The organism is Tepidamorphus gemmatus, assembly GCF_004346195.1.
GTDB classification, from domain to species: Bacteria; Pseudomonadota; Alphaproteobacteria; order Rhizobiales; family Tepidamorphaceae; genus Tepidamorphus; species Tepidamorphus gemmatus.
Map to the genome: position 1 here is coordinate 160,679 of NZ_SMAK01000004.1, position 12,373 is coordinate 173,051.

12 protein-coding genes are annotated in these 12,373 nt (G+C 65.3%); 7 read left to right on the forward strand and 5 right to left on the reverse strand.

Annotated features, from left to right (window positions below; translation table 11 throughout):
- The first annotated feature begins 8 nt into the window (after positions 1-8).
- Positions 9-758 (forward strand): SDR family NAD(P)-dependent oxidoreductase, encoded by a 750-nt coding sequence (locus tag EDC22_RS08190; protein ID WP_132806157.1) that lies wholly within the window; start codon positions 9-11, stop codon positions 756-758.
- 58 nt (positions 759-816) lie between these two features.
- On the forward strand, positions 817-2,313 hold the full coding sequence (locus tag EDC22_RS08195; RefSeq protein WP_132806347.1) for an AMP nucleosidase: 1,497 nt from the start codon (positions 817-819) through the stop codon (positions 2,311-2,313).
- A gap of 306 nt (positions 2,314-2,619) precedes the next feature.
- Here EDC22_RS08195 and EDC22_RS08200 read toward each other — a convergent pair whose 3' ends face one another.
- Positions 2,620-3,012 (reverse strand): lysozyme inhibitor LprI family protein, encoded by a 393-nt coding sequence (locus EDC22_RS08200; RefSeq protein WP_132806158.1) that lies wholly within the window; start codon positions 3,010-3,012, stop codon positions 2,620-2,622.
- A gap of 174 nt (positions 3,013-3,186) precedes the next feature.
- On the opposite strand from EDC22_RS08200, the gene EDC22_RS08205 reads away from it, so the two are divergent.
- The 4 genes from EDC22_RS08205 to sseA all read left to right on the forward strand — a co-directional run bounded on the left by EDC22_RS08205 (position 3,187) and on the right by sseA (position 6,472).
- Positions 3,187-4,233, forward strand: coding sequence for a cysteine synthase A (locus EDC22_RS08205; RefSeq protein WP_132806159.1), 1,047 nt, complete (start codon positions 3,187-3,189; stop codon positions 4,231-4,233).
- Position 4,234: 1 nt separating this feature from the next.
- Positions 4,235-4,963 (forward strand): alanyl-tRNA editing protein, encoded by a 729-nt coding sequence (locus EDC22_RS08210; RefSeq protein WP_132806160.1) that lies wholly within the window; start codon positions 4,235-4,237, stop codon positions 4,961-4,963.
- Positions 4,960-5,442 carry a GFA family protein gene (locus EDC22_RS08215; RefSeq protein ID WP_207903740.1) on the forward strand — a complete coding sequence of 161 codons (483 nt, stop codon included), beginning with the start codon at positions 4,960-4,962 and terminating at the stop codon, positions 5,440-5,442. Before EDC22_RS08210 ends, EDC22_RS08215 begins: the two co-directional genes overlap by 4 nt.
- Before the next feature lie 172 nt (positions 5,443-5,614).
- Positions 5,615-6,472 (forward strand): 3-mercaptopyruvate sulfurtransferase, encoded by an 858-nt coding sequence (gene sseA / locus EDC22_RS08220; RefSeq protein WP_132806162.1) that lies wholly within the window; start codon positions 5,615-5,617, stop codon positions 6,470-6,472.
- A gap of 105 nt (positions 6,473-6,577) precedes the next feature.
- Here sseA and EDC22_RS08225 read toward each other — a convergent pair whose 3' ends face one another.
- The 4 genes from EDC22_RS08225 to EDC22_RS08240 form a co-directional block, all read right to left on the reverse strand.
- Positions 6,578-7,354: an amino acid ABC transporter ATP-binding protein gene (locus EDC22_RS08225; protein WP_132806348.1), complete on the reverse strand. Its 777-nt coding sequence runs from the start codon at positions 7,352-7,354 to the stop codon at positions 6,578-6,580.
- Positions 7,355-7,422: 68 nt separating this feature from the next.
- Positions 7,423-8,556 (reverse strand): amino acid ABC transporter permease, encoded by a 1,134-nt coding sequence (locus EDC22_RS08230; RefSeq protein WP_132806163.1) that lies wholly within the window; start codon positions 8,554-8,556, stop codon positions 7,423-7,425.
- A 9-nt stretch (positions 8,557-8,565) separates the two neighbouring features.
- The gene (locus EDC22_RS08235; RefSeq protein WP_132806164.1) at positions 8,566-9,756 is read right to left on the reverse strand and encodes an amino acid ABC transporter permease; all 1,191 of its coding nucleotides are present in this window, start codon (positions 9,754-9,756) and stop codon (positions 8,566-8,568) included.
- A 108-nt stretch (positions 9,757-9,864) separates the two neighbouring features.
- On the reverse strand, positions 9,865-10,881 hold the full coding sequence (locus tag EDC22_RS08240) for an amino acid ABC transporter substrate-binding protein (protein ID WP_132806165.1): 1,017 nt from the start codon (positions 10,879-10,881) through the stop codon (positions 9,865-9,867).
- A gap of 245 nt (positions 10,882-11,126) precedes the next feature.
- Here EDC22_RS08240 and metC point away from each other — a divergent pair, with 245 nt between their 5' ends.
- Positions 11,127-12,320: a cystathionine beta-lyase gene (gene metC, locus EDC22_RS08245; RefSeq protein ID WP_245499682.1), complete on the forward strand. Its 1,194-nt coding sequence runs from the start codon at positions 11,127-11,129 to the stop codon at positions 12,318-12,320.
- The last annotated feature ends 53 nt before the right edge of the window (positions 12,321-12,373 follow it).

Here is a 12,373-nt window from a genome sequence, read left to right on the forward strand (position 1 = left end):
CGAGTGCCATGACACGCAGATTGCAGGACCGTATCGCGGTCGTCACGGGCGCCTCACGCGGAATTGGCCGGGCGGTGGCGCTGGAACTGGCCCGCGAGGGAGCGCATGTGCTGGCGCTCGGACGCACGACGGGTGCGCTCGAGGAACTCGACGACGAGATCAGGGCTTTGGGCGGCACCGCGACGCTGGTCCCATTCAAGCTCAGCGACCTGGAAGCGATCGACCGCCTCGGCGGCGCCATTCACGAGCGCTGGGGCAAGCTGGACATCCTTGTCGGCAATGCCGGCGTTCTGGGACCGCTGACCCCGGTGGGCCACATCCGCAGCCGCCAGTGGAACGAACTCATCGAGGTGAATCTCACCGCAAACTGGCGCCTGATACGCTCTCTCGACCCGCTGCTGCGCCGCTCCGACGCCGGTCGCGCCGTGTTCCTGACGTCAGGTGCTGCCCACAAGGCGACGCCCTACTGGGGTGGCTATGCGGTGACCAAGGCGGCGCTGGAAATGCTCGTTCGGACCTGGGCCGCCGAAATCGGCCAGACCAACATGCGGGCCAACCTGTTCAGTCCCGGACGTGTGCAGACACGGATGCAGAAGGACGCCTTTCCCGGCCAGGACCTGTCCGGTCTGCCGACGCCGGCCGACGTCGCCCCGGCGATCGTGGCGACCGTTCTGCCGGAGACGACCCGCAACGGGCAGATCTACCGCTTCGACGAGCAGCGCTGGCTCGCCGCGCAGCCCCCTGCCCCGGCCGACTGACGGGCGCCCGCACCCCTGGCGGCTTGACTTGCCGCCCGCCCCGACCATCCTCGGCGCCATGCAACTCGACGTCCCACCGCTGACGCCAGAGCCGTCGGGGCCGCGCGCCTTCACCGACGCGCGCGCTGCCGTTTCGCAGCTGCAATGGCTCTATGACCGCAACACCGGCTTCCTGAGATCCCATTTCCAGTCCTATCTCGACGGTGACATCCCGCAGCGGCGGGTGCGCGCGACCTACCCCTATGTACGGATCCGCAACGACAGCCACGTGCGGGTGGACTCCCGGCTCTCCTACGGCTTCGTCGCCAGCCCCGGTGTCTACGAGACGACAGTGACGCGCCCGGACCTGTTCGAGGACTACCTGATCGAACAGATCGGCCTGCTGATCGCCAATCACGGTCAGCCGGTCGAGATCGGCGAATCGGACGAGCCGATCCCGCTGCATTTCGCCTATCGCCGCGACATCAACATCGAGGCAGATCTCGCGCATCGCGCAGCCATGCCCGACACGCCGCTGCGCGACGTCTTCGACACCCCGGATCTGGGCGCCATGGACGATGCCATCGTCAACGGCACGTATCACCCGCAGCCGGGTCGGCCGGCCCCGCTCGCGCTGTTCCGGGCAGCGCGCATCGACTATTCGCTGCACCGGCTGACGCACTACACCGGCACCCGGCCGGAGCACTTCCAGAATTTCGTGATCTTCACCAACTACCAGTTCTACGTGGAAGCCTTCGCGAAAACCGCACGCCGCTGGATGGCGGACGGCCACGACGCCTATGACTGCTTCGTCGAGCCGGGAGAGGCAATCACCTGGAATGCCCGGCTTGGCAAACCCGAGCAGCCCGGTGGCCTCGAGCGCCTTCCCCAGATGCCGGCCTATCATCTGGTCGCACCCGACCATAGCGGCATCACGCTGATCAACATCGGGGTCGGTCCGTCCAACGCCCGCACCATCACCGACCACGTGGCCGTGCTGAGGCCCCATGCCTGGCTGATGCTCAGCCACTGTGCAGGGCTTCGCAACACGCAGAAGCTCGGCGACTATGTGCTCGCCCACGGCTATGTGCGCGAGGATCACGTTCTGGACGAGGAGCTGCCGGTCTGGGTGCCCATCCCGGCCCTGGCAGAGATGCAGGTCGCGCTGGAACAGGCGGTTGCCGAGGTGACCGGGCTGAGCGGCTACGAACTCAAGCGCGTGATGCGGACGGGAACCGTGGCCAGTGTCGACAACCGCAACTGGGAGCTGAGCGACCAGGGAGCGATCATCCGCCGGCTATCCCAGTCCCGCGCCGTCGCGCTTGACATGGAATCGGCGGCGATCGCGGCGAACGGATTCCGGTTCCGCGTTCCCTATGGAACCCTGCTGTGCGTTTCCGACAAGCCCCTGCACGGTGAATTGAAGCTCGCTGGAATGGCCGGGGAGTTCTACCGTCAGAGGGTCGGCCAGCATCTCGACATCGGTCTGGCGGCCATCGAGCGGTTGCGGACGCAAGAGCGCGAGCGGCTTCATTCGCGAAAGCTGCGCAGCTTTGCGGAGACCGCCTTCCAGTAGCTGGCCGTCCAGAACCTTCGATCTGTGGCTGGCCGGCCACAGGACCTGCAATCCGTGAACATCCGCCAATCCGGGCATTACTCAGCCGACGAATCGGATCACAGTGACATACGGAGGTTTCGGGGCGCCGTCATCACGCTTACAGGAACGATCCTCGCGATCGCAGAGTACGGATCACAGCGCCAGCCGCGCGCAAGGAGTGGTGCAAATTGCGCGACGTCCAACCTCCCTCCGTTGGTGCGTCTAGACTAGGGCGGTCTTGCGCCGCCCCGTTCTTTCGCGCCAGTGCCGCGAGAGCCGGCGGTATCAGTAGGGTCCGCGGGCGATAAGCTCCTGCAGAACAGCGTCGATTTCCTGGATCCGCGACGCATAGCTCTGGCCGATGCAGGTGGCATCATCGGCACAGGCCTCCCGCACCCTGAAGAACGCCTGCTGGCCGGCAGCCAATTGAGCTGCGACTTGGGGCTGCACCAGCTGCTGGACGACCTGGTAGAGGGTCTGCATCTGCAGGTCCATCGCCGCCAGCACGCCGTTCGAGCAGACGGTCGATTCGTAGGGCCGGATGGCGACCCGGCAGTCGATCGTACCGGTGATGTAGCGCGGCTCGTCGCCGGCCGACTGGGCGCGGACGCCGGCGGAGGTGAACATGAGCGGGGCCGTGGCCAAGACGGTTGCAAGAGCGAACTGGCGCAACAGCATTCGGACTTTCCTCCTCAAGCTTCGTAGATGCTCTTACAGGCATTGGCCCTGCCCGCGCAACGCGCCTCAGTCAGGACGAGGACGCGTCGCGACGGATCGGCTGCTTGAACCCACCCGGGGGCCCCGCTAGGTTCTCCGGACGCTGCCGGCGCCAATCAGGGGAGTCCCGCTGACATGGATGTTCGCGACGGAATCGTCGATTCGATCGGCAATACCCCGCTGATCAAGCTGAAGCGCGCCTCTGAAGCGACCGGCTGCACGATTCTCGGCAAGGCAGAATTTCTGAACCCTGGCCAATCGGTCAAGGATCGGCCTGCGCGCCAGATCATCCTGGAGGCGGAGAAGCGCGGCGAGATCGAACCGGGAGGGCTAGTCGTGGAGGGCACGGCCGGCAATACCGGCATCGGCCTCGCCCTGGTAGCCAACGCTCGCGGCTACCGGACGGTCATCGTCATCCCGGATACCCAGAGCCAGGAAAAGAAGGACATGCTCCGGCTTGCGGGGGCGGAACTGATCGAGGTGCCGGCAGTCACCTACGCCAACCCGAACAACTATCAGCATGTCGCGCGCCGCCTCGCCGACAGGTTGCGCGAGAGCGAACCCAACGGCGTCCTGTTCGCTGACCAGTGGAACAATCTCGACAACCGCAAGGCGCATTTCCTGACCACCGGGCCTGAAATCTGGTCACAGACCGGCGGCCGGATCGACGGGTTCATCTGCGCGGTCGGCACGGGGGGGACACTCGCCGGAACCTCGCTCTATCTGAAGGAGAAGAACCCGAGGATCAGGATCGGCTGCGCGGATCCGCGCGGGGCGGCGATGTACTCGCTGTTCACCACCGGGGAAGCCAAGGCCAGCGAGGGCGGTTCCATCACCGAGGGAATCGGTCTTGGACGTGTGACCCCGATCATCGAGGACATCACCGTCGATACCGCCTATCTGATCGAGGATTCGGAGGCAATTCCGGTGGTGTTCGATCTTCTCCAGCACGAAGGCCTCTGTCTCGGCGGATCGAGTGGTGTCAACGTCGCCGGCGCGATCCGCCTGGCCAAGGAGATGGGACCGGGGCACACCATCGTCACGATCCTGTGCGACTACGGCACCCGATACCAGTCGAAACTGTTCAATCCGCAGTTCCTGCGCTCCAGGAACCTGCCCGTGCCGGACTGGCTGGAACGGCGGACGGAGATTGACATCCCCTTCGTCGCCCAAGGAGCCTGAGGTGCCCGTCACCGAGCCGCTGTTCCTAGCCGACGCCTATCAGCGCACCACCACAGGACGCGTCGCCGCCATCACCGAGCGCGGAGGCATCGTGCTCGACCGGACCGTCTTCTACGCCACCGGCGGCGGTCAGCCCGGCGACAGCGGCGTGCTTCGTCACGCAGGAGCGGAGATCGACATCGCAACGGCGGTCAAGGGGGAGACGCCTGGGGAAATCATTCACGTCCCGGCGTCGGAGGCCGCGACTGCCATGCCGGCGCCAGGCGATGAGGTAGAGGCGGTCATCGACTGGCGGCTGCGCCACCGGAGGATGCGCATCCACACCGCCCTGCACCTTCTCTCCGTCGCCATGCCCTTCCCCGTCACTGGCGGCCAGATCGCCGACGACTACGGCCGCCTCGATTTCGATGTCGACGGCACCATGCCCGACCGGGAGGAACTCACGGCCCGCCTTCAGGCCCTGATCGACGGCGACCATGTGGTGTCCAGCGAATGGATCACCGATGCCGAACTCGACGCCAACCCGGGACTCGTCAAGACAATGCGCGTCCAGCCGCCGCGCGGCAGCGGACGGGTCCGGCTGATCCGGATCGGCGACGTCGATCTGCAGCCGTGCGGTGGCACCCATGTGGCGCGCACCGGCGAGATCGGCCGCATGATCGTCTCCCGCATCGAGTCGAAAGGTGCCCGCAACAAGCGCGTTCGCATCGCGTTCGCGGACGGAGCCTGACCATGCTGCTCGAAGGCTCCTGTCATTGTGGAGCCGTGCGATTCAAGGTCGAGTCGCGGACGCCCTATCCCTACCTGCGTTGCTATTGCTCGGTCTGCCGCAAGACCGCCGGCGGCGGCGGCTACGCCATCAACCTGATGGGAGACGCGGCCAGCCTGCGCATCGAGGGCGAGGCGTCGATCGCAATCTACCACGCCATGATCGACGGCGAGCGCAGCCCGGCCGAGCGCCGCTTCTGCAGCCGATGCGGCAGCGCGCTGTGGCTGTGGGATCCGCGCTGGCCGGAGCTGGTCCACCCGCACGCTTCTGCGATCGATACCGATCTGCCAGTGCCACCGGAACGGGTACACATCATGCTCGACCACAAGGCAAGCTGGGTCGAACCCGACATTCGGCAGTTCGATACCGCGTTCCCCGAATATCCGGACGAGTCGATCGAAGACTGGCACGCCAATCGTGGGCTTTCACTGAGGGACTGATGTCCCTGAGGCTCGCATCTGCCGATCGGCGGGCATTCCGGCGCCAGAGAGGCGCAGTGCCAGGACAAGTCCGGCCGACCGCCGGCACAGCGCCCGCGATTACCGCTTCGCGGTTTGCCGGATGACGGGGTAGAGATAGACGTCGCTGGACAAGTATCGAGAGAGCCAAGGCATGGCAGGCGCACGATCGGATTTTCTCGTATCGACGCAGTCCCTGGAGGATCAGCTGGCCGCGCCTGATCTCGTTGTGGTCGACGGGTCATGGTACCTGCCCGCGATGAACCGCGACCCGGAGGCGGAATATCTCGACGGACACATCCCCGGCGCGGTGCGCTTCGACATCGACGATGTTTCCGACACCGACAGCCCGCTGCCGCACATGCTGCCGCGGCCGGAGAAATTCGCGTCCCGGATGCGCAAGCTCGGCATCGGCGACGGTCAGCGGATCGTCGTCTACGACGGCGCCGGCATGTTCTCGGCGCCGCGCGTCTGGTGGATGTTCCGTGCAATGGGGGTGAAGGACGTCGCCGTCCTCGACGGCGGCCTGCCGAAATGGATCGCGGAGAACCGGCCACTTGAGTCGGGGCGGGTCAGCCGACTCGAGCGCCACTTCACGGCCCGGCTCGACCATGGCGCCGTGCGCGATGCTGACGACGTGATGCGCGCGCTGCGCAATGGCTACGAGGCGGTGATCGACGTCCGCAGCGCCGAACGCTTCGAGGGAACGGAGCCCGAGCCCCGGCCTGGACTGCGCGCCGGTCACATGCCGGGAGCGATCAATCTGCCATGGTCGGAACTGCTGCGGGCCGACGGCACGATGAAGGACGGTGAGGAGATCCTCGCCCTCATGGACCGGATCGGAGTCGGTCGCAGCAAGCCGGTGATCGCCTCCTGCGGATCGGGCGTCTCCGCCGCCATCCTGGTCCTGGCGCTCAACGCGGCCGGACATCGCCAGGCCGCCGTCTATGACGGCTCGTGGGCCGAATGGGGCGGCCGCGACGACCTGCCGGTGGCGACCGGCCGCGAATAGCAGCCCCGACCGGCGCCGTGTCGGAAGCACCCTCTTGATCGGTCGTCAGCCCGACTGCCGCGACGCCGTGATCTTCGTCCGAGGCAGCCCCGCCGGCCGCGATGCTCAGTGCAGGATCTGGCTCAGGAACAGCTTGGTGCGCTCGTGCTGCGGGTCGCCGAAGAAGGCTTCGGGCTCGTTCTGCTCGATGATCTGGCCCACATCCATGAAGATCACCCGATTCGCCACCTGCCGGGCGAAGCCCATCTCATGGGTGACGCAGATCATGGTCATGCCGTCCTCTGCGAGACTGACCATGGTGTCGAGCACCTCCTTGACCATCTCGGGATCGAGAGCCGAGGTCGGCTCGTCGAACAGCATGATCTTCGGGCGCATGCACAGGGCACGGGCGATGGCGACGCGCTGCTGCTGGCCGCCGGAAAGCTGGCCTGGATACTTGTGCGCCTGCTCCGGAATCTTCACCCGCGTGAGGAAGTGCATGGCCAGCTCGTCCGCCTCCTTCTTGGGCATCTTGCGGACCCAGATCGGGGCGAGCGTACAGTTCTCGAGGATGGTCAGATGAGGAAACAGATTGAAGTGCTGGAAGACCATGCCGACCTCGCGTCGGATCTCGTCGATCTTCTTGAGATCGTTGGTCAGCTCGATGCCGTCCACAATGATCTTGCCGCGCTGATGTTCCTCGAGCCGGTTGATGCAGCGGATCAACGTCGACTTGCCCGAGCCGGACGGTCCGCAGATCACGATGCGTTCGCCACGATGGACCTTGAGATTGATATCCTTGAGCACGTGGAAGTCACCGTACCATTTGTGGACATCGATCATCTCGATGGCGACCTCGTCGCCAATCTGCATCTTCGAGGAATCGACATGGATATGGGCCATCGGCTCGTCGGCGGGAATGGGCGGCACTGTGGGGCCCGCGGTCGTCGGATCAGCCATGTCTCGGCACCTCAACGTCTGCGGCCCGCACTGAGCCGCTTCTCCATGTAGATCGAATATCGGGACATCCCGAAGCAGAACACGAAATAGAACACCGCCGCGAAGGCATAGCCGGAGTAGCGTGTCACCGGCGTCGCCCAGGCCGGATCGGTCAGGCTCGCATCAATCGTCTTCAGAAGGTCGAAGATACCGACGATGAACACCAGCGTGGTATCCTTGAACAGGCCGATGAAGGTATTGACGATGCCCGGAATGACGATGGTCAGGGCCTGCGGCAGGATGACGAACACCATCATCTTCCAGTAGCTCAGCCCGAGCGCCTGGGCGGCCTCGTACTGTCCCTTGGGCAGCGCCTGCAGCCCGCCGCGCACCACTTCGGCCATGTAGGCGGAGGCGAACAGGGCAATCCCGATCAGCGCCCTCAGCAGCTTGTCGATGGTCACCCCGCCCGGCATGAACAGGGGAAGCATCACCGAGGCCATGAACAGCACGGTGATCAGCGGGACGCCGCGGACGAACTCGATGAAGGTGATCGAGACCAGTCGGGCGACGGGCATCCTGGAGCGCCGGCCGAGCGCGAGCACGATCCCCAACGGCAGCGAGAAGACGATGCCGACCACCGAGCAGACCAGCGTGACCAGGATCCCGCCCCAGCGGCTGGTCTCGACGACCGGCAGTCCCAGCGCCGGCAATCCGGTGAGCAGGAAATAGGCGACCACCGGATAGATGAGGAAGAAGAATGCCGCACCCCAGGCGCGCTTCGGCGCATTCTGCCAGAGCAGCCAGGCTATGCCGATGGCGCCAAGCAGGAACACCAGGTCCGGACGCCAGCGCTCCTCGACCGGGTAGAGCCCGTAGATGAAATAGCCGAGCCGAGCCTTGACGAAGGCCCAGCAAGCGCCGACCTCAGGGCCGAGGCAGGCCTCGCGGTTCGTGCCCGTCCACACCGCGTCGACGAAGGCGAAATTGACGATCGGCGGCACCACCAGCCAGATTATGTACAGGGCCACCAACGTCAGCACCGTGTCCAGCCAGCTGCCGAACAGGTTGCGGTGCAGCCAGCCGATGACACCGGTACTGCTGGGAGGCGGCGGCAGTGTCTGCGCCGGTTCGGTACGGACGTAGGCGTAACGGCTCCTGTCCATCGCGCGCCCCTATCGTTCCGTCAGCGCGACGCGCCGGTTGTACCAGTTCATGAAGGCGGAGGTGACGAGACTGATCGTCAGATAGACGCCCATGGTGATCAGGATCACCTCCACCGCCTGGCCGGTCTGGTTGAGGACCGTCCCGGCGAACACCTGCACAAGGTCGGGATAGCCGATCGCCACCGCCAGCGACGAATTCTTGGTCAGGTTGAGATACTGGCTGGTCAGCGGCGGGATGATCACCCGCATGGCCTGCGGGATCACGATCAGCCTGAGGATCTTTCCCTGACGGAAGCCGAGCGCCGCCCCCGCCTCGGTCTGGCCGTGACTGACGGCCAGGATACCGGCCCGGACGATCTCGGCGATGAAGGCGGCGGTATAGGTGACGAGGCCAATCAGCAACGCGAAGAATTCCGGATAGATCGGCGTGCCGCCGGCAAAGTTGAAGCCGCGCAGTTCGGGCACCTCGAAGCTGATCGGGAACCCGGTCAGTACCAGCGCCAGCGCGGGCAGCCCGATCACCAGAAGCAGCGCCACCCGAAAAACAGGATACTGCATCCCGGTTTCGAGCTGCCGCCTGCGCGCCCACGACCGATAGGCGAACGCGGCCACCACGCCTGCCAGGATTACCGCCGCGACGATCGCCATCGCCGACTCAAGCACCGGCGTCGGCATGACGATTCCGCGGTTGTTGAGGAAGATGCCACCGGGCAGCTCGATGCTGTTGCGAGGCGCCGGCAGCGGGGTCAACACCGCATTGTACCAGAACAGCAGCTGCAGGAGCAGCGGCAGGTTGCGCACGACCTCAACATAGACATAGGCCATGCGGTTGATGATGAAGTTGCGTGACAGCCGCGCGATTCCGATGATGAACCCGAGGATCGTCGCGAGAAGGATGCCGATCGCGGCGACGATCAGCGTGTTCAGCAGCCCGACGAGGAAGGCCCGCCCGTAGGTCGAGGTTTCCGAATATTCGATGAGCTTCTGGTTGATGGAAAATCCGGCCGTCGCGTTCAGGAAGCCGAATCCCGAGGCGATATTGGCACGCCGCAGATTCTCGGCAGCGTTCGAGATGGCCTCGTAGAGGAGAAACGCGACAACGGCGACGAGCAGCGCCTGGTAGATCAGCCCGCGGATGCGCGGATCATTGTACCAGGCAACCCGGCTCGCGGCACCGTGTTCGATGTCTATCGTCGCCATGTCCCGACCCCCCAGGACCGCAATGCCGACGTGCTCGGCAGGTAGGGCCGCCGCCGGATCCTCGGCATGTCCCTGCCGTTCGGATCCGGCGACGTGACGATCCGACCGTCAGCGGATCGGCGGCGCGTACATGAGACCGCCCTTGGTCCACAGGGCGTTCAGGCCGCGGGCGATGCCGAGTTCGGTGTCGGGACCGACATTGCGGTCGAAGGTCTCGCCATAGTTGCCGACGTGCTTGATGATGTTGTAGGCCCAGTCGTTGGTCAGACCGATCGCCGTGCCGAACTCGCCCTCAATACCGAGCAGGCGCTTGATCTCAGGATTGGACGAGTTCCTCATCTCGTCGACATTGGCCTGGGTAACGCCGAGTTCCTCGGCGTTGATCATCGCGTTGTGCACCCACTTGACCAGGCTGAACCACTGATCGTCACCCTGCCGCACGACCGGTCCGAGCGGCTCCTTCGAGATGATCTCGGGCAGAACGATGTGCTCGTCCGGGTTGGTCAGCTTCAGGCGCTCGGCATAAAGGCCGGACGCGTCGGTGGTGAACGCGTCGCAGCGGCCCGAGTCATAGGCCTTAACGGTCTCGTCCGAGGACGCGAACGCTACCACCTCGTAGTCCATGCCATTGGCTCGGAAGAAGTCGGCGAGGTTCAGCTCGGTCGTGGTGCCCTGCTGCACGCAGACCGACGCCCCGGACAGCTCCTTGGCAGAGGTGACGCCGAGATCCTTGCGGACCATGAAGCCCTGACCGTCATAGTAGTTGACGCCCGCAAAATTGAGGCCGAGCGCCGTATCGCGGCTCATCGTCCAGGTGGTGTTGCGCACGAGCACGTCCACTTCGCCGGACTGCAGGGCGGTGAAACGGTCCTTGGCCGAGAGCGGGACGAACTTCACCTTCTCGGGATCATTGAAGATCGCAGCCGCGATTGCCCTGCACAGATCGACATCGATCCCCTTCCAGTTGCCTTGGTCGTCGGGATAACCGAAACCGGCCAGACCCGTATTGGAGCCACAGGTCAGGAACCCTTTCGACTTGACCTCATCGAGGGTCGCCGCCGCAGCCGTTCCCGCGGCGAAAGCGACTGCTACGCCCAGCAGCGCGGGCATCAGCGTGTTTCTCATCGTGCAGCCTTCTCTGTTACCCGTTGGAATGCCGAAGATTTCTGAGTAGAGCCATCTCAAGCGGTCTCGAGAATCGGCAGTCACAGCCCCCCCGGCTTGGTGGTTGGCCGCCCGGCATCCACCGGGACCCGTGGCGAGCCCTGACTGCATCTCAGGCGATTATGACCGGTTGGTCAAGGCTGTTCGATGGCGAACTATCCGTCGACGGCTCAGGACATTCCGGACACGAAGAGGACATTCTGATCTTGACCGGCACCATACGACATCCGACGCCGCGCGGCATCGACACCGAGATCGTCACCGCCGGCCGTCACCCGGCCGAGCAGCACGGCTTCGTCAATCCGCCGGTCTATCGCGGATCGACGGTCCTCTATCCGGATCTGGCCACGTTCGACAAGCGGGCCATGCCCTACCCCTACGGACGGATGGGGAGCCCGACAACCGACAGCCTGGAACAGGCGGTCACGGCGCTCGAGGGAGGGGCGGGAACCGTGCTCGCTGCCTCGGGCCTGTCCGCCATCGCAATTGCGCTGCAATCGGTGCTCGGCGCCGGCGACCATCTGCTGGTCACGGACTCCTGCTATCAGCCGACGCGCAAGTTCTGCACGGGCGTGCTGGCGCGCTTCGGTGTGGCGGTCGACTACTACGATCCGCGCATCGGTGCCGGCATCGAGGCGCTGCTGAGGCCTGCCACCAAGGCCATCTTCCTGGAATCGCCCGGTTCTCAGACCTTCGAGATCCAGGACATTCCCGCCATCGTCGGCGTCGCCCGCAAGCGCGACCTCGTCACGCTGATCGACAACACCTGGGCGACCCCGCTGTTCCTGAAGCCGCTGGCATTGGGGGTCGACATTTCCATCCATGCAGCCACCAAGTATATCGGCGGGCACTCCGACGTGATGCTCGGAACCGTCACCGCGAATGCGCGGATGTGGCCTCAGGTCAGGGAAACCTGGAGCCTGCTCGGGGAATGTGCGGGACCGGACGTTGCCTGGCTCGGCCAGCGCGGCATCCGCACGCTGGCCGTCCGCCTCGCGCGCCAGATGGAGGCAGGGATCGAGCTGGCGCGATGGCTGGAAGGCCGTCCGGAAGTCGAGCGGGTGCTGCATCCGGCCCTCCCGAGCCATCCCGACCACGCGCTGTGGCGGCGCGACTTCACGGGCGCCTCCTCGCTGTTCTCGATCGTGCTGAAGCCAGGCCCGAAGGCGGCGCTGGCAGCGTTCATCGACGGGTTGGAGCTGTTCGGACTGGGCGCCTCCTGGGGCGGCTACGAAAGCCTGGTGCTGCCCTTCGATCCGCGCGGATACCGGGTCGCCACGCGCTGGGAGGCCGAGGGACCGGCAATCAGGATCCACGTGGGGCTCGAGGCGATGGCCGATCTCGTCGCCGATCTCGAGGCTGCCTTCGCACGCTGGCGCGCGGCGGGGGGTGGCGCCTGACGCACCTGCCTGGGCCATCGGAAGATCGTCAAGTGGCGGACCTTGCCCCTATC